Here is an 18,295-nt window from a genome sequence, read left to right as displayed (position 1 = left end):
GATACTTTCAACCTACTGCCGGTCATCGCCTCGAACAATTACTGTAGAACCGCTGAATACACCGCCATCACTCAACCGGCAGCGCTCTCCATGCGCACCGCGCCGCGCCGGGTTTGCCCGGCAGCGACCACGCAGTTACGCCCCGCGCCCTTGGCCGCGTAGAGCGCCTGATCGGCGGACTTGAGCACTTCTTCAGGCGTGCGCTGCTCGACCTGGCGCTCGGCCACGCCGATGCTGACCGTCACCGACACACTCGAGGCGCCACTGCCCACCCGGCGTTGGCGGCCCTGCTGGTCGTCGTGGGGACGGTCCGGGTTGCGCAGCTTGATGGCGTAGTTGGCGATGATCTCGCGAATCTCTTCCAGGTGCGGCATGCACTCGTCCAACGTCTTGCCGGCGAACACCACGGCAAACTCTTCCCCGCCATAACGATAGGCACGCCCACCGCCATTGACCTTCGACAATTTGCTGGCCACCAGCCGCAGCACTTGGTCACCGACATCGTGGCCGTGGGTGTCGTTAAAGCGCTTGAAGTGATCGACGTCGCTCATTGCCAACACATAATTGCGCCCCAACCGTTGCATGCGCTCATTGAGCGCGCGCCGCCCCGGCAAGCCGGTGAGTTCATCGCGAAAGGCCATCTGATAAGCCTCGTGCGCCACGCCGGCGGCAATCATCAGCATTACCTGGCTGCACATGATGTTCAGCGTGAACGGCAGGATAAAGGTTTGCGGCAACATCCAGAACAGCCCCAGCAAACCCACCAGTTGCGCCGCGTGCAAGGGCCGCGGCTGATACCAGTACTGCGCCGCCAGGGTGACAAAACCAATCAGGAACATCGGGTACGACAGCTGGATCAGGCTCATCCAACTGCCATGCAGCGCCGGCCAGCGAATCTCCGCCAGCCAGTTCAGCAAGGCTTGGGGGAAACTCTGCTCAAGCGCCAGGGCTACGCTGCCAAACGCAAAAAGCACGGCGCAGCGCGCCACAAAGTCGCGGAACAGGTGGGTTTTCTCCTGCCACAGCGCGTAAATGCTGAACAGCAACGGCAACAGCAAGCAACACAGATGGAACACCACCGCGGCGTCTTCACGGACGCGGCCGTTATCGCGGTAATAATCGGTCTGGGTGTCAAGCAGGAAGTAAACGACGTACACCGTGATCATCAGAAACAGCTCACGCTGGCGCCGATACACCGCGCAGTACGCGCCGCCGAGCAACAGCACCAAGGTCGGCAGCACATTGAACAGCGAGGTGAAGAACACGCTGAGGTCTTTGACATACGCAGCCGAGAGCCCGGCCATCAATAGCAGTAACGAAGGAAGAAAATGACTGAACCGTACAGCGGACACGCGCGACAAGGGTAAAGCTCCGACCCGCCCAGAAAGATGGCACAGTGCCTTCACTGAGCACAGTTAAGCACATTCAATGTGACCTGTATCACATTGCCATCACTGTAACGGCAGCCAGGCGCAATCCCTGAGTGCTGTGCTGTGTTTTTTATCGCCGCACATAAAAAAACCGCCGCTTCCAAAAGAAGCGGCGGTTTTCAGGAGACCGGCAGGGCTTAGTAAGCCAGGCCGAAGTCTTCTTCTTTCATGTCCATCAGGTTGTTGGCGCCCGACAGCATGGTGACCTTATGGGTCTGGGTACGCGGCAGGATGCGCTGGAAGTAGAAGCGCGCCGTCTGCAGCTTGGCGGTGTAGAACGCCTCTTCGGTGGTGCCGGCAGCCAGTTTTTCAGCAGCCAGGCGTGCCATGTCGGCCCAGAAGTAAGCCAGGCACGCATAGCCGGAGTACATCAGGTAGTCCACCGAGGCGGCACCGACTTCTTCACGGTCTTTCATCGCGGCCATACCGACCTTCATGGTCAACTCGCCCCACTCTTTGTTCAGTGCCGCCAGCGGTGCAACGAATTCCTTAACGGCTTCGTTGCCTTCGTTGGCCTGGCAGAACTTGTGCACGATCTTGGTGAAGCCCTTGAGCGCTTCGCCTTGAGTCATCAGCACTTTACGGCCCAGCAAGTCGAGTGCCTGGATGCCGGTGGTGCCTTCGTACAGCATCGAAATGCGGCTGTCACGAACGTTCTGCTCCATGCCCCACTCGGCGATAAAGCCGTGGCCGCCGTAGATCTGCACGCCGTGGTTGGCCGATTCAAAACCGACTTCGGTCATGAACGCCTTGGCGATTGGGGTCATGAACGCCAGCAGGCCGTCGGCTTGCTTCTTGGCTTCGTCGTCGGTGCCGTACTTGACGATGTCCACTTGCTTGGCGGTGAAGTACACCATCGCACGGTTGCCTTCAGCGAAGGCTTTCATGGTCAGCAGCATGCGGCGCACGTCAGGGTGCACGATGATTGGGTCAGCGGCTTTGTCTGGCGCTTTCGGGCCGGTCAGGGAGCGCATTTGCAGGCGGTCGCGAGCGTATTTCAGGCCGCCCTGGAAGCCGATCTCGGCGTGGGACAAGCCTTGCAGCGCGGTGCCCAGGCGAGCGGTGTTCATAAAGGTGAACATGCAGTTCAGGCCTTTGTTCGCCGGGCCGATCAGGAAACCGGTGGCCGCGTCGAAGTTCATCACGCAGGTGGCGTTACCGTGGATGCCCATCTTGTGTTCCAGGGAACCACAGGTCACCGCATTGCGCTCGCCGATCGAGCCGTCTGCGTTCGGCAGGAATTTAGGCACGATGAACAGCGAAATACCCTTGGTGCCGGCCGGTGCGTCCGGCAGGCGGGCCAGTACGATATGGACGATGTTGTCGGCCATGTCGTGTTCACCGGCCGAGATGAAGATCTTGGTGCCGGAGACTTTGTAGGAACCATCAGCCTGAGGTTCGGCCTTGGTGCGCAGCATGCCCAGGTCGGTGCCGCAGTGCGGCTCGGTCAGGCACATGGTGCCGGTCCACTCACCCGAAACCAGCTTGGTCAGGTAAGCGTCTTGCTGTTGCGGGGTGCCGTGCTCGGAGATGGTGTTCATCGCACCGTGGGATAGGCCAGGGTACATGCCCCACGACCAGTTGGCGGCGCCGACCATCTCGCTCACGGCCAGGCCCAGGGATTCCGGCAGGCCTTGGCCACCGTGCTCCACGTCGTGGGCCAGGCTTGGCCAGCCGCCTTCGACGAACTGCTTGTAGGCTTCTTTGAAACCAGTAGGGGTTTTTACGCCTGACTCGCTCCAGGTACACCCTTCGATGTCACCCACGCGGTTCAACGGTGCCAGCACTTGCTCACAGAACTTGGCGCCTTCCTCAAGAATGGCGTCAACCATGTCCGGGGTAGCGTCCTGGCAAGCCGGCAGGCTCTGATAGTGCGCTTCATAACCGAGCAGTTCGTCACGAACGAAGCGAATATCACGCAAGGGGGCCTTGTAGTCAGGCATAGCGATAAACCTCTGCTGATGTATCTGGGATGAACAACCGCGTGGATTTGTTATGGCGGTCAAACAGGTGTTTGAAACATACGTTTACGACCTGAGGTTGTCAAGCATCGCGCCGAAGCCGTTTGTCATGACGCGCATCAATGCCACGCACGGCAAGGCCTGCGGCGGGATGCCACGCTTAAAAGGAGTTTAGAAGTTCAACGAGATGACACAGGACAATGTGGGAGCTGGCTTGTGTGGGAGCTGGCTTGCCTGCGATACAGGCGCCGCGGTATATCAGGAAGATTGAGTCGATGCTATCGCAGGCAAGCCAGCTCCCACAGAAGAGCCGGCGTGTGCCGATAGAAAGTTAAGCGTAGGTATCGATCAACGTGCCAAGCATTTCATCCGAAGCCTTGGCAACTTTCGCGCCCAGCTCCACTTGAAACTTGCCTTGGGCCATTTCGACCATGTTGCTCGCCGAGTTGGACGGCTGGGCGCGATCGTTGGCTTGTAGACGATCACTTTGTGCGTCCGAGGGCTGGGTCGTCGCGGCGCCGGCAATTTTGCCGGCGGCCTGGTCGACGCGGTTCTGCCCGGCCTGAATAGTGCTCAGCCCCGAATAAAACGCGCTGCTTCCAGAGATTTCCATGGCGTAAGCCTGCCTTTAGAGAATCGTGAACTTGAATTGAAGCAGACATCCTGGCAAAACGCCCGTCAAAAACACTAATGGCATAATGCCTTAGCGATAGCCAAAATCAGTCAAGCAGGTCCAACTCCAGGTACTCGGCCACCACTTTCGCGCTGGCCTGCTTGAGCTTTGGCACCCGCCCCAGGCACGGCGCAGGCAACCGCTCAGCCAGGGTGGCGAGGTTCTCTTCCAGACGAGAGGTCTTGGGGTCGATGATATTTGCCACCCAACCCGCCAACGGCAAACCGTCCCGCGCGATGGCTTCGGCGGTGAGCAGCGCATGGCTGATACAGCCCAGACGCACGCCCACCACCAGGATCACCGGCAGCTTGAGCGCCATGGCCAGGTCCGACAGGTTGTCCTGATCGGCCAACGGCACCCGCCAGCCGCCTGCGCCTTCGATCAAGGTGAAATCCGCGTGTTGCGCGAGTATGTGCTGCATCGGCTTCAACAGTGATTGCACCGTGAGCGCCACACCCGCCTCCCGCGCGGCCAGGTGCGGCGCAATCGCGGGTTCAAAGGCCACCGGGTTGACCTCGGCATAGGTCAACGGCAGCGAACATTCGGCCAGCAGTGCCAAGGCGTCGGCGTTGCGCAAACCTTTTGGGGTGAGCTGGCAGCCTGAGGCCACCGGTTTTCCGGCGGCGGTGCTTTTACCCGCCAGCCGCGCGGCATGCAGCAGCCCGGCGGCGATGGTGGTTTTGCCCACATCGGTATCGGTGCCGGTGATGAAATAAGCGGCGCTCATAACGGTTTCTCCAGTACGGCGTACACCACTTGGTACGTGGCGGGCAGGCCCTGGGCCTGGCGGAACTGCTCGTAAGCGTGCACCAGTGCAACAATCCGCGCGCGCCCCGTCAACCCTCCCGGGCGACCGGGGTTGAGGTTATGCGCGCCCAACGCCTTGAGTTCGTGGGTCAGGCTGCGCACATCCGGGTAATGCAACACGTGAGGCTGGCGCTCCAGGCTCAGCACCCGCAAACCGCTGGCAGCACACAGCTGTTGGTAAGCCTCGAAGGTGCGAAAGCGGTTGACGTGAACCAGGCCATCCGACGCACGCCAGCTTTGGCGCAACTCGTCCAGGGTGCCCACGCACAGGCTCGCAAATGCGAAGACGCCCCCGGGTTGCAGCACACGACAGGCCTCACTGAGCACCGCGTCGAAATTCGCGCACCACTGCACCGCCAGGCTGGAGAACAGCAGCTGGAAGCTCTCAGTTGCAAGCGGCAAGCGTTCTGCATCCCCCGCAATAAAGTGCTGCGCGCCCCCTAAAGGCCGCGCATGGTTGAGCATGCCCTCGGCAATATCCAGCGCTACGCCTTGGCTTGCTGGCAACAGTTCGCCCAGTGCACGGCTGAAATAACCCGTGCCGCAGCCCACATCCAGCCAGCGTCTGGCCGCGATGGCAGCTGGCAGGCGAGACAACAGCTCATGCCCGACTGCGCGCTGCAACTCGGCGACGCTGTCGTAGCTGGCTGCTGCGCGGGAAAACGAGGCCGCCACCTGGCGCTTGTCCGGCAAACCGCCCGGCAGTGGGGGCTGGGATAAATCAGTCATCAACACACTCATGCAAAAAAGCCTGGATGGCCCCCGCTACACCGTGAGGGTCTTCCAGAAGAAAAGCGTGACCGGCCTGTTCAATCAGGCCGATTTCTACATCGGGCAGCAGGGCCAATAGATCACCCGCGGCTTCAGCGGGCACTAAACCGTCCAACCCCGCAAACAGGTGCAGTTGCGGGCCACGAAACGCTTGCAAAGCGGCGCGGGTATCCAGTTGAGCAAGCAGTTCCAGGCCCGGCATCAACACACTCGACAACGTATTCGGCGCCCCGCTGACCAACAGGCGCGACAGCCCGCGCGGGTCGGCAGCGCCCTTGGCACACAGCAGGCCAAAGCGTTTGAGCGTGACCTGAGAATCGGCATGGCAACCCGCGAGGAACGCATCGAACGTCTCGGCAGGCATCGCACTGGGCCAGCCTTGATGGGCGACAAAACACGGGTTGCTCGCCAATGTCAGCAGCCCGCAGCAGCGCTCGCCGCGCCGCGCCGCCAACTCGGAAGCGAGCATGCCGCCCAGGGACCAGCCGCCCAACCAGGCGTTGTCCGGCAGTGTGGCGTCGAGTTCGTCGAGCCATTCATCCAGATCGCTGGAAGCCAGCACCGGCAACGGTTCGATATGCACTTGCAGGTGTTCGTCCAAACCCTGCAAGGCGGCAGCCAAAGGCTCCAGCGGTGAAACGCCGAGCCCCCAACCGGGCAGTAATACCAGTCGATCACGCATGGTCGGGCTCCGTAATACTTAACAACCGGAAACACGCTTCCAATGCGCTTAACAATAGCTGCACCTGGGCCGCGCTGTGGGCCGCTGTCAGTGTCACGCGCAAACGCGCACTGCCGGCCGGCACAGTCGGTGGGCGGATGGCTGTCACCATCAGGCCGCGCTCGCGCAGCATCTGCGACAGGCGCATGGCGGTGGCGCTGTCGCCAATCAGGATCGGCTGGATCGGCGTGAAGCTGTCCATCAACCGCAGGCCAAGCTGCTCGGCGCCCTGGCGGAACTGGCGGATCAGGCCATTGAGGTGCTCACGCCGCCAGTGCTCGGTGCGCAGCAGCTCCAGGCTTTTCAAAGTGGCGCAGGCCAATGCCGGTGGCTGGCTGGTGGTGTAGATGTAGGGCCGGGCGAACTGGATCAGGCTTTCGATCAGCTCCTCACTGCCTGCCACAAACGCCCCGGCGGTACCGAACGCTTTGCCAAGGGTGCCGACCAATACCGGCACGTCTTCCTGGCTCAAGCCGAAATGCTCGACAATTCCGCCGCCCGTAGCACCTAACGGTCCGAAGCCATGGGCGTCATCGACCATCAACCAGGCGCCTTTGGCGCGTGCCTCACTGGCCAGCGCAGGCAGGTCGGCCAGATTGCCGTCCATGCTGAACACACCATCGGTGACCACCAACGTATTGCCGGTCGCCTTCTCCAGGCGTTTGGCCAGGCTGCTGGCGTCGTTATGCAGATAGCGGTTGAAACGCGCCCCGGACAACAGGCCGGCGTCCAGCAGCGAGGCGTGGTTGAGCCGGTCCTCCAGCACCGTATCGCCCTGCCCCACCAACGCGGTGACCGCGCCCAGGTTGGCCATATAGCCGGTGGTAAACAGCAGTGCACGCGGGCGTCCGGTGAGGTCGGCCAGTGCTTCTTCCAGCTCATGGTGCGGCGTGGCATGGCCGATCACCAGGTGCGAAGCGCCACCGCCCACGCCCCATCGGGAGGCCCCGGCGCGCCAGGCTTCGATCACTTGCGGGTGATTGGCCAGGCCCAGGTAGTCGTTGTTGCAGAATGCCAGCAGCGGCTGGCCATCCACCACCACTTGCGGGCCTTGCGGGCTCTCAAGCAAAGGGCGTTGGCGATAAAGGTGTTCGGCCCGGCGGGCAGCGAGGCGCGCGGCGAGATCAAAAGACATGCAGGCCTCGGCAGTTCAGGTTGAACCCGATCCAATGTGGGAGCTGGCTTGCCTGCGATGACGGCAGCACATTCAGTATCAATATGTCTGGACGACCGCTATCGCAGGCAAGCCAGCTCCCACAGTTGGATTGCGTTTCAAATGTGGAGAGAGGCGTTAAACCACCGCGTTATAGAACTGCTCGCTGCTCTTCTGCTCCACCAACGCCTGCTCAATCGCTGCCTGATGCACTTCATCGGCGTGCTCTTCACGCGCCTCCGGCAAGATCCCCAGGCGCGAGAACAGTTGCATGTCCTTGTCGGCCTGCGGGTTGGCGGTGGTCAGCAACTTGTCGCCGTAGAAGATCGAGTTGGCACCGGCGAAAAACGCCAGGGCCTGCATCTGCTCGTTCATCGCTTCACGGCCGGCCGACAAGCGCACATGGGATTGCGGCATCAGGATGCGCGCCACGGCGAGCATGCGGATAAAGTCAAACGGGTCGATGTCTTCGGCGTTTTCCAGCGGCGTACCGGCGACTTTCACCAGCATGTTGATCGGCACCGACTCCGGATGCTCCGGCAGGTTGGCCAGTTGGATCAGCAGGTTGGCGCGGTCGTCGAGGGACTCGCCCATGCCGAGGATGCCGCCCGAGCAGATCTTCATCCCCGAATCACGCACGTAGGCCAGGGTTTGCAGGCGCTCGCCGTAGGTGCGGGTGGTGATGATGCTGCCGTAGAACTCAGGCGAGGTGTCGAGGTTGTGGTTGTAGTAGTCCAGGCCGGCCTGGGCCAGGGCTTCGGTCTGGTCCTGGTCGAGACGGCCGAGGGTCATGCAGGTTTCCAGGCCCATGGCCTTCACGCCTTTGACCATCTGCAGCACGTAGGGCATGTCTTTGGCCGACGGGTGCTTCCAGGCGGCGCCCATGCAGAAGCGCGTCGAACCGATGGCTTTGGCGCGAGCGGCCTCTTCGAGGACCTTCTGCACCTCCATCAGCTTTTCTTTTTCCAGACCGGTGTTGTAGTGGCCCGACTGCGGACAATATTTGCAATCTTCCGGGCAGGCGCCGGTTTTGATCGACAGCAAGGTCGAGACCTGCACGCGGTTGGCGTCGAAATGCGCGCGGTGCACGGTCTGCGCCTGGAACAACAGGTCGTTGAAGGGTTGCACAAACAGCGCTTTGACTTCGGCTAAAGACCAATCGTGACGCAGGGTGGCAGAGGTGCTGGCGCTCATGGGCGATTCCTTGATTATGCTTGGGCTTACGCTGTGGGAAGGGCAATACCGGCAATACCCGCAATACCCACAGTCAGTCACGACACGGATGCTCGGCATATTTAAGGAAGATTCATGCACTGTCAACTCAGATACAAACATCAGGTTTACATCTGGTTAGAAAACAACCAGACCTGTTTAATTTGCGATGAAGCAACAAACTCCAACCACACTGTGTGCAACGCCTGCGAAACCGAGCTGCCCTGGCTGCTGGAGCATTGCGAGGTGTGCGCCCTGCCCCTGCCGATGGAGGGTTTGATTTGCGGCCCCTGTCAAAAAAAGCCGCCTGCCTATAAACAGGTGATCGCACCCTGGACCTACGGTTTCCCCGTCGACACCCTTATCAGCCGCTTCAAACACCAGTCGCGCTGGCCGCTGGGTCATCTGCTCGCACACTTGCTGGGCCAGTATCTGCAACACCGTTTCGACAACACCGCACTCACCCGCCCCGACTGCCTGCTGCCGGTGCCCATGGCGCGCAAGCGTCTGCGTGAGCGCGGCTTCAACCAATCGTTGATGTTGGCCCGCTGGCTCAGCGAAGACCTCGACCTCCCACACGATGAACACCTGTTGTTACGCCCCCATGAAACCGTCGCGCAACAAGCCCTCGACGCCAAGACCCGCCAACGCAACCTGCTCACCGCGTTTGCGCTGGCACCCGGCGCCCAGGTGCAGGGCCGCCACTTTGCGCTGGTGGACGACGTACTCACCACCGGCGCCACCGCCCACAGCCTGGCCCGCCTATTGATGGACGCTGGCGCTCGTCAGGTCGATGTGTACTGTCTGGCCCGCACGCCAAAACCAGGCTCATGACTTGACTCGCGTGCGCCGCGCCTGCAACGTCCGCTGACCTTATCGAAGCGTATCCACATGTCTCTGCCGACCTCCCTCAGCCAACACATCATCCGCCGCCCCCAGCGCATCGCCCTGTTGGCGCATATTGCCGAGCAGGGCTCGATTACCCGCGCGGCCAAGAGCGCTGGCCTGAGTTACAAGGCCGCGTGGGATGCGATCGACGAGTTGAACAACCTTGCGCAAAAGCCGCTGGTGGAGCGCAGCGTCGGCGGCAAAGGCGGCGGCGGCGCCAAGCTGACGGCCGAAGGTGAGCGCGTGCTGCGCCTGTACCAACGCCTGCAAGTGTTGCAGGCCGAGGTGCTGGGTTCGGATGAGGACGCGAGCGACTTCAACCTGCTCGGCCGCCTGATGTTGCGCACCAGCGCGCGCAACCAACTGCACGGCCAGGTCAGCGCCATCGAACACCAGGGCCGCAATGACTTGATTCGCCTGCAACTCTCGGGCGGCTTGAGCCTGAGTGCGCAGATCACTCACGACAGCACGCAGCGGCTGGAGCTGGAAACCGGCGTTGAAGTGGTCGCCTTGATCAAGGCCGGATGGCTGGAATTGCTCGCCATCGGGCAGGCTGCAACACCTGGACACAATTGCGTGAGCGGTGTGATCGAGACGATTCTCGACGCCGATGACGGCCCCAGCGAAGTGCGCATCACCCTGCCCAACGGCCAGGTTTTATGCGCCCTGGCGCAGCCCGCCGCGCTCCAGGTACTGGGTGTCGTCGAAGGCGGCCAAGTCCAGGTGCAATTCTCACCCAACAATGTGCTGCTCGGCACACCGGTTTAGGCGCCCGCCATCTTTAAGCTGCAACAAATTCGTCACGAGCGCTCCTTAAGGTGTCTGCAAAAACCGCAGGGAGCCTGAAATGAGCCTATTAGAAGAAAACCAAGCCACCGACCTTGAACAGATGGTCGGCCTCACCCGCCGCCGTTTTATCGGCGCCGGCGCCCTGTGCGGTGCCGCGATGTTCCTGGGTGGCAACCTGCTCACCCGCAGCGCAATGGCCGTGAACGCTGCCACCGCCAGCCCCTTGCTGGGCTTTGCCAGCATCGCTGCGGCCACCAGCGACGCCATCACCTTGCCGCCGGGTTACTCCGCCTCGGTACTGATCAGTTGGGGCCAGCCGCTGCACAAGAACGCGCCAGCCTTCGACCCGTCCGGCAATGGCACTGCCAAGGCCCAGGAACAGCAGTTCGGTGACAACAACGACGGCATGAGCCTGTTCGCCTTCCCCGGTGACAACAACCGTGCGCTGATGGCCATCAACAACGAATACACCAACTACCGCTACCTCTACGCCCATGGCGGCGCGCCGCAATCGGCTGAAGACGTGCGCAAGGCCCAGGCCAGCGAAGGTGTGTCGGTGATAGAGGTGCGGCGCAAGGGCGACACCTGGCAGTTCGTGCAGGACTCGCGCTACAACCGCCGCATCCACGGTAACTCGCCGATCCGCCTGGGTGGCCCCGCTGCCGGCCATGCCTGGCTGAAAACCAGCGCCGACAAAACCGGCAAAAAAGCCCTCGGCACCTTCCAGAACTGCGCCAACGGCAAGACGCCATGGGGCACTTACCTGACCTGCGAAGAGAACTTCACCGACTGCTTTGGCAGCAGCAACCCGCAACAAAGCTTCGACGCCGGGCAAAAACGCTACGGCGTGGTGGCCGCCAGCCGCGAGATCAATTGGCACCTGCACGACCCGCGCTTCGACATGGCCAAGAACCCCAACGAACTCAATCGCCACGGCTGGGTGGTGGAAATCGACCCGTTCGACCCGCAATCCACACCGGTCAAGCGCACTGCCCTGGGCCGCTTCAAACACGAAAACGCCGCACTGGCAGAAACCCGTGATGGCCGCGCCGTGGTGTACATGGGCGACGACGAGCGTGGCGAGTTCATCTACAAGTTCGTCAGCCGCGATCCGATCAACCACCACAACCCCAAAGCCAACAAGAACCTGCTCGACCACGGCACCCTGTACGTGGCGATTTTCGATGCCGGCGACGGCAATGCCGACCACCCCAAGGGCAAAGGCGAATGGGTCGAACTCACCCACGGCAAAAACGGCATCGACGCCAGCTCGGGGTTTGCCAGCCAGGCCGAAGTGCTGATCCACGCGCGCCTGGCCGCCAGTGTGGTGAAAGCCACACGCATGGACCGCCCCGAATGGATCGTGGTCAGCCCCACCGACGGCCAGGTGTATTGCACGCTCACCAACAACGCCAAACGCGGTGAAGACGGCCAGCCGGTGGGCGGGCCGAATCCGCGTGAGAAAAACGTGTATGGCCAGATCCTGCGCTGGAAAGCCGACGCGGATAACCACGGCGCCAACACCTTCACCTGGGATTTGTTTGTGGTGGCCGGCAACCCCGGTGTGCATGCCGGTACGCCAAAAGGCGGCTCGTCCAACATCAACCCGCAAAACATGTTCAACAGTCCCGACGGCCTGGGGTTCGACAAGGCCGGGCGCTTGTGGATCCTCACCGACGGCGACTACAGCAACAAGGGCGACTTCGCCGGCATGGGCAATAACCAGATGCTGTGCGCCGACCCCAACACCGGGGAAATCCGCCGTTTCATGGTTGGGCCGGTGGCGTGCGAGGTCACGGGCATCAGCTTTTCGCCGGACCAGAAGACCCTGTTTGTGGGGATTCAGCATCCGGGGGAAACCGGGGGTTCGACCTGGCCGGAGCATCTGCCCAACGGCAAGCCGCGCTCGTCGGTGATGGCGATTCGGCGGGATGATGGTGGGATAGTCGGCGCCTGACAGGGCCTCATCGCAGGCAAGCCAGCTCCCACCTTTGAGCGCATTCCACGCTCAAGTGTGGGAGCTGGCTTGCCTGCGATGGCAATGGCACAGTCGCCACCTATCTCAGCGTTGGTGCGTTACCATACCCGGCCGGACGCGGCGCCCTGCTGCGCGCAGGAGTTCGCATGGCCCACCCGTTTGAAACACTCACCCCCGATTTAGTACTCGACGCCGTCGAAAGCATCGGCTTTCTCAGCGACGCGCGCGTGTTGGCGCTTAACAGCTACGAAAACCGCGTGTATCAGGTGGGCATCGAAGACTCCGAGCCGCTGATCGCCAAATTCTACCGCCCGCAGCGCTGGACCAACGAAGCGATCCTGGAAGAACACCGCTTCACCTTCGAACTGGCCGAGTGCGAAGTGCCGGTGGTTGCACCGCTGGTGCATAACGGCGAAAGCCTGTTCGAACACGCGGGCTTTCGCTTCACCCTGTTCCCACGCCGTGGCGGGCGTGCGCCGGAGCCGGGCAACCTGGATCAGCTGTATCGCCTCGGGCAATTGCTTGGCCGTTTGCACGCCGTGGGGTCCACCCGCCCGTTTGAACACCGCGAAGCCTTGGGGGTGAAGAACTTCGGTCACGATTCCCTCAACACCTTGCTTGAAGGCAATTTCATTCCCAAGAGCCTGCTGCCCGCTTACGAGTCTGTCGCGCGCGACCTGCTCAAGCGCGTGGAAGAGGTGTACAAGGCCACACCGCACAAGAACATCCGCATGCACGGTGACTGCCACCCCGGCAACATGATGTGCCGCGACGAGATGTTCCACATCGTCGACCTGGACGACTGCCGCATGGGCCCGGCCGTGCAGGACCTGTGGATGATGCTCGCGGGCGACCGTCAGGAATGCCTGGGCCAGCTGTCGGAATTGATGGACGGCTACCAGGAGTTCCACGACTTCGACCCACGCGAACTGGCCTTGATCGAACCCCTGCGCGCCTTGCGCCTGATGCACTACAGCGCCTGGCTGGCCCGGCGCTGGGATGACCCGGCATTCCCCCACAGCTTTCCGTGGTTTGGCAGCGAGCGGTATTGGGGCGACCAGGTGTTGGCGTTGCGTGAGCAACTGTCGGCGCTCAATGAAGAACCCCTCAAACTCTTCTAAAGAGCAGTACACCACCGGTGTGGGAGCTGGCTTGCCTGCGATTCAGACAACTCGGTGTATCAGTGGTACTAAGGTGATTTCATCGCAGGCAAGACAGCTCCCACAGAAAAGCCCCTGCCTTGCCTGACAAAAATCCTTACAATCGCGCTTTGTAAGCTGCCTGAGCAAGGATTCTGCAATGCACGCCGCCAACCCCCGCAAAGGGTACATCCTGGGCCTGAGTGCCTATGTCATCTGGGGTCTTTTCCCACTTTATTTCAAAGCCATCGCCAGTGTTCCCGCCGCCGAAATCATCGTGCACCGCGTCTTGTGGTCGGCGCTGTTCGGCGGTTTGCTGTTGATGGTATGGAAGCACCCCGGCTGGTTCCGTGAACTGCGCGACAACCCCAAGCGCCTGGCGATTCTGGCACTCAGCGGTTCGTTGATTGCGGCCAACTGGCTGACCTATGTGTGGTCGGTGAACAGCGGGCGCATGCTGGAAGCGAGCCTGGGTTACTACATCAACCCGTTGGTGAATGTGCTGCTGGGCATGCTGATCCTGGGCGAGCGCCTGCGCCGCCTGCAATGGATCGCCGTCGGGCTGGCGGCGGTGGGTGTGGCGCAGCAAGTGTGGCAAGTCGGCAGTCTGCCGTGGGTGTCGCTGGTGCTGGCGTTGACCTTCGGCTTTTACGGTTTGATCCGCAAACAGGCGCCGGTCAAGGCGCTGCCAGGGCTGGTGGTGGAAACCTGGATGCTGGTGCCGATCGCCGTCGCCTGGTTGTTGTTCAACCCGTCGGCCCATAGTGCGCAGCTTGAATTTTGGAGCACCTCCGAAGCCTGGTGGCTGGTGGCCGCAGGCCCGGTTACGCTGATTCCGCTGGTGTGTTTCAACGCCGCCGCACGGCATTTGCCCTACACCGCACTGGGCTTTTTGCAATACGTGGCGCCGACGCTGGTGCTGTTGGAAGCGGTGCTGCTGTTCGGTGAACACCTGGCGACCAGCACGCTGATTGCTTTCGCATTTATCTGGGCGGGCCTGGTGGTTTACAGCCTGGATGCATGGCTGACGGTGCGCAAACGCTGATCAAATAACGTACAAACCTCTGCAAGCCACAGTGCACGTGGCTTGCAGGCATTCACCCCAAGGTTATCCACACCCTGATCCCCGCCATTTGTGCACAAGCCATTGAAACTGCTCGTTTTTTGCTCAATCGACGAAGAAGCCCGGCCGGCATGGCCTGGCGCCGGGTCTCTACAGGTTATCCACAGGCCCATGCAAGATTTCCATGCATAACCTTGTGGACCGATTATTCCTCGTGGTGCAGTTCCACCATCAAATCATCGGCCAAGGTTTCCAGGGACAGCTGCAAGGTATCCAGGGACAACGCGGCCGGCACCTGCAACAACGCTTCGGCGCTAAACAAGGGATCACCGCTCATGGGCGCCGGACGCACATCCGTGCTCAGGCTCGCCAGGTTCACGCCTTGTTTGCTCAATAGCGCCGTGATTTCGCGCACGATGCCTGCGCGGTCATTGCCCACCAACGTCATCATGATCGATTTGGACGCCGAGGCCTGCCCGCTGCTGCCCTCGCCCACCAGCACACGAATGCCATGTGTGGATAAGTCCTCCAGCGCGCCGACCAGGGCTTGACGCTGTTCCGTCGGCACGCTGACCCGCAAAATCCCGGCAAACTGCCCGGCCATGTGCGCCATGCGGCTTTCCAGCCAGTTACCGCCGTGGGCGGCAATGTTCTGCGCAATGCGTTCAACCAGGCCGGGTTTGTCGGCGGCGATAATAGTGAGTACAAGATGGTCCATGGCGAAGCCCTCGGTGGGTTGATCATCGATTATAGGCACACACCCTGTGGGAGCGGGCTTGCCCGCGATGGGCGTATGTTGCAAGTGGGCTGTTGTGGCGAGCAGGCTTGTCCTGCGTTGGGCTGCGAAGCGGCCCCAGTAAAGGCACTGCAATTTTCCTGTTGGAACTCAGCGTCTGAGTTTGGGGCTGCTTCGCAGCCCAACGCAGGACAAGCCTGCTCGCCACAGGAGAAATTGGCTGCCTTCAAAAGTTGTGTCGATATTTATGCCGCGTTGGGGCCTGTCAGTTACACATCGGTTGGCTGAGCTATCGCTATCGCGGGCAAGCCCGCTCCCACATGAAGCCATTGCCTACGGAAGCGGCCAGGAACAAATCGTGTACCATTTTTATATTTATCTGGAACAATCCAATAGTTTTTTGAGAACATCCGATTCTCCGCTGTGACCGTACGACCAAAATGAGTCGCTAAACGACGTATTTAGTCTAATTTTCACAACCGCAAGTCATCATGTAGTATGCCCACCCGTGCACTACATAATGAAAATCTGAAACAGCGCATAAGCTCCGCAGAGTGAGGCAAGCAATGACTGAACACGTTCAAGTCGGTGGCCTGCAGGTCGCCAAAGTCCTGTTCGACTTCGTGAACAACGAAGCCATTCCCGGCACCGGCATCACTGCCGACCAGTTCTGGGCCGGCGCCGACAAGGTCATCCACGACCTGGCACCGAAGAACAAAGCCCTACTCGCCAAACGCGATGATTTCCAGGCGCGGATCGACACCTGGCACCAGACCCACGCAGGCAAAGCCCACGACCCAGTGGCCTACAAAGCCTTCCTGCAAGATATCGGTTACCTGCTGCCAGAAGCTGCAGATTTCCAGGCCTCGACCCAAAATGTCGATGACGAAATTGCCCGCATGGCCGGCCCGCAGCTGGTGGTGCCGGTCATGAATGCCCGCTTCGCCCTCAACGCCTCCAATGCACGCTGGGGCTCGCTGTACGACGCGCTGTATGGCACCGATGCCATCAGCGAAGCCGACGGCGCCGAGAAGGGCAAGGGTTACAACAAAGTGCGTGGCGACAAGGTAATTGCCTTCGCCCGTGCTTTCCTCGACGAAGCCGCGCCGCTCACCGCCGGCAGCCACGTCGATTCCACCGGTTACAAGATGGTGGATGGCAAGCTCATCGTCAGCCTCAAGGGCGGCAGCAACAGTGGCCTGCGCGACGACGCACAACTGATCGGTTTCCAGGGCCCTGCGGCCGAGCCGATTGCGATCCTGCTTAAACACAACGGCCTGCACTTCGAAATCCAGATCGACGCCAGCACCCCGGTCGGCCAGACCGACGCCGCCGGCGTCAAAGACGTGCTGATGGAAGCCGCGCTGACCACCATCATGGACTGCGAAGACTCCGTCGCCGCCGTCGATGCCGATGACAAAGTGGTGATCTACCGCAACTGGCTCGGCCTGATGAAAGGCGACCTGGCCGAAGAAGTGGCCAAGGGCGGCAAGACCTTCACCCGCACCATGAACGCCGACCGCGTCTACACCGGCGTGGATGGCCAGGACGTGACCCTGCACGGCCGTTCGCTGCTGTTCGTGCGTAACGTTGGCCACTTGATGACCATCGACGCGATCCTGGATAAAGACGGCAACGAAGTACCGGAAGGTATCCTCGACGGCCTGCTCACCAGCCTGTCGGCGATCCACAGCCTCAACGGCAACAGCAGCCGCAAGAACAGCCGCACCGGTTCCGTCTATATCGTAAAACCGAAGATGCACGGCCCCGAAGAAGCAGCGTTTACCAATGAGCTGTTCGGCCGCATCGAAGACGTGTTGAACCTGCCGCGTAATACGCTGAAAGTCGGGATCATGGACGAGGAGCGCCGCACCACGGTCAACCTCAAGGCCTGCATCAAGGCGGCCAGCGAGCGCGTGGTGTTTATCAACACTGGCTTCCTCGACCGCACCGGCGATGAAATCCACACCTCCATGGAAGCTGGCGCGATGGTGCGCAAGGCCGCCATGAAGGCGGAAAAATGGATCGGTGCCTACGAAAACTGGAACGTCGATATCGGCTTGAGCACCGGCCTGCAAGGTCGTGCACAGATCGGTAAAGGCATGTGGGCCATGCCCGACCTGATGGCGGCGATGCTCGAACAGAAAATCGCTCACCCACTGGCCGGCGCCAACACCGCCTGGGTGCCATCGCCGACGGCGGCTGCGCTGCATGCGCTGCACTACCACAAGGTTGATGTGTTCGCCCGCCAGGCCGAACTGGCCAAGCGCGAGCGCGCCTCGGTAGACGATATCCTGACCATTCCTCTGGCCAGCAACACCGATTGGTCTGACGAAGAAATCCGCAACGAACTGGATAATAACGCCCAGGGCATCCTCGGTTATGTAGTGCGCTGGATCGACCAGGGCGTCGGTTGCTCGAAAGTGCCGGACATCAACGATGTGGGCCTGATGGAAGACCGCGCCACCCTGCGCATCTCCAGCCAGCACATCGCCAACTGGCTGCGCCACGGCATCGTCAACGAAGCCCAGGTGATGGAAAGCCTCAAGCGCATGGCGCCGGTGGTGGACCGTCAGAATGCCGGTGACGCGTTGTATCGCCCGCTGGCACCGGATTTCGACAGCAACATCGCGTTCCAGGCGGCGGTGGAGTTGGTGATTGAAGGGACTAAGCAGCCGAATGGGTATACGGAGCCGGTGTTGCATCGCAGGCGTCGTGAGTTCAAGGCTAAAAACGGCCTGTAAATGAAAAAAGCCCTGATCGCAAGATCAGGGCTTTACTGTTTTAGCCATTGCACTTCATGCAATGAGTTAAACGATGGGACTGCCGTTCGAAAAAACATAACTGTCTGACATCTATCTTCATCAAGGCTCATTAATCAATCGCCACAATGAGCCCCCTCTCGCGCACTTACAAAGTGCTGTATATCGCAGTAAAACCGCAGATACCTGCATTCCAAAAAACCTGGAATATT

At 60.9% G+C, this 18,295-nt stretch carries 15 protein-coding genes; 6 read left to right on the top strand and 9 right to left on the bottom strand.

Annotated features, from left to right (window positions below; genetic code table 11):
- Positions 1–71: 71 nt before the first annotated feature.
- From HBO23_RS06435 to bioB, 8 genes are all read right to left on the bottom strand, one after another.
- Complete coding sequence (locus HBO23_RS06435; RefSeq protein WP_170036898.1) at positions 72–1,361, bottom strand: GGDEF domain-containing protein; 1,290 nt, start codon at positions 1,359–1,361, stop codon at positions 72–74.
- 206 nt (positions 1,362–1,567) lie between these two features.
- Entirely contained in the window at positions 1,568–3,373 is a 1,806-nt protein-coding gene (locus tag HBO23_RS06430) for a phenylacyl-CoA dehydrogenase (RefSeq protein ID WP_017138032.1), read from the bottom strand.
- A gap of 349 nt (positions 3,374–3,722) precedes the next feature.
- On the bottom strand, positions 3,723–4,004 hold the full coding sequence (locus HBO23_RS06425) for a hypothetical protein (RefSeq protein ID WP_017138029.1): 282 nt from the start codon (positions 4,002–4,004) through the stop codon (positions 3,723–3,725).
- 106 nt (positions 4,005–4,110) lie between these two features.
- Positions 4,111–4,791: a dethiobiotin synthase gene (gene bioD / locus HBO23_RS06420; RefSeq protein ID WP_017138028.1), complete on the bottom strand. Its 681-nt coding sequence runs from the start codon at positions 4,789–4,791 to the stop codon at positions 4,111–4,113.
- Positions 4,788–5,600: a malonyl-ACP O-methyltransferase BioC gene (bioC, locus tag HBO23_RS06415; protein ID WP_170036897.1), complete on the bottom strand. Its 813-nt coding sequence runs from the start codon at positions 5,598–5,600 to the stop codon at positions 4,788–4,790. Before bioC ends, bioD begins: the two co-directional genes overlap by 4 nt.
- Positions 5,593–6,324, bottom strand: coding sequence for an alpha/beta fold hydrolase (locus HBO23_RS06410; protein WP_170036896.1), 732 nt, complete (start codon positions 6,322–6,324; stop codon positions 5,593–5,595). The genes bioC and HBO23_RS06410 overlap by 8 nt, the downstream gene beginning before the upstream one ends.
- Positions 6,317–7,498: an 8-amino-7-oxononanoate synthase gene (gene bioF / locus HBO23_RS06405; RefSeq protein ID WP_170036895.1), complete on the bottom strand. Its 1,182-nt coding sequence runs from the start codon at positions 7,496–7,498 to the stop codon at positions 6,317–6,319. The genes HBO23_RS06410 and bioF overlap by 8 nt, the downstream gene beginning before the upstream one ends.
- Positions 7,499–7,654: 156 nt before the next feature.
- Positions 7,655–8,710 (bottom strand): biotin synthase BioB, encoded by a 1,056-nt coding sequence (gene bioB / locus HBO23_RS06400; RefSeq protein ID WP_017138024.1) that lies wholly within the window; start codon positions 8,708–8,710, stop codon positions 7,655–7,657.
- 114 nt (positions 8,711–8,824) lie between these two features.
- On the opposite strand from bioB, the gene HBO23_RS06395 reads away from it, so the two are divergent.
- The 5 genes from HBO23_RS06395 to rarD all read left to right on the top strand — a co-directional run bounded on the left by HBO23_RS06395 (position 8,825) and on the right by rarD (position 14,567).
- Entirely contained in the window at positions 8,825–9,562 is a 738-nt protein-coding gene (locus tag HBO23_RS06395) for a ComF family protein (protein ID WP_138451640.1), read from the top strand.
- Between the two features lie 57 nt (positions 9,563–9,619).
- Positions 9,620–10,384: a TOBE domain-containing protein gene (locus HBO23_RS06390; protein WP_017138022.1), complete on the top strand. Its 765-nt coding sequence runs from the start codon at positions 9,620–9,622 to the stop codon at positions 10,382–10,384.
- A gap of 79 nt (positions 10,385–10,463) precedes the next feature.
- Complete coding sequence (locus HBO23_RS06385) at positions 10,464–12,362, top strand: PhoX family phosphatase (protein ID WP_017138021.1); 1,899 nt, start codon at positions 10,464–10,466, stop codon at positions 12,360–12,362.
- Positions 12,363–12,529: 167 nt separating this feature from the next.
- A complete protein-coding gene (locus tag HBO23_RS06380; protein WP_056857817.1) occupies positions 12,530–13,504 on the top strand; it encodes a serine/threonine protein kinase in 975 nt (324 codons plus the stop codon).
- 178 nt (positions 13,505–13,682) lie between these two features.
- The gene (gene rarD, locus HBO23_RS06375; RefSeq protein WP_017138019.1) at positions 13,683–14,567 is read left to right on the top strand and encodes an EamA family transporter RarD; all 885 of its coding nucleotides are present in this window, start codon (positions 13,683–13,685) and stop codon (positions 14,565–14,567) included.
- A gap of 223 nt (positions 14,568–14,790) precedes the next feature.
- Here the strand turns inward: rarD and HBO23_RS06370 are convergent, their stop codons facing one another.
- Positions 14,791–15,303, bottom strand: coding sequence for an ACT domain-containing protein (locus tag HBO23_RS06370; RefSeq protein ID WP_017138018.1), 513 nt, complete (start codon positions 15,301–15,303; stop codon positions 14,791–14,793).
- Positions 15,304–15,887: 584 nt separating this feature from the next.
- Here HBO23_RS06370 and HBO23_RS06365 point away from each other — a divergent pair.
- Positions 15,888–18,065 (top strand): malate synthase G, encoded by a 2,178-nt coding sequence (locus HBO23_RS06365; protein WP_170036894.1) that lies wholly within the window; start codon positions 15,888–15,890, stop codon positions 18,063–18,065.
- The last annotated feature ends 230 nt before the right edge of the window (positions 18,066–18,295 follow it).

Source organism: Pseudomonas sp. WS 5532 (assembly GCF_012985445.1).
GTDB lineage: Bacteria > Pseudomonadota > Gammaproteobacteria > Pseudomonadales > Pseudomonadaceae > Aquipseudomonas > Aquipseudomonas edaphica.
The sequence above is the reverse complement of the archived record's forward strand: the minus strand, read 5'-3'. Positions and strand labels throughout refer to the sequence as shown.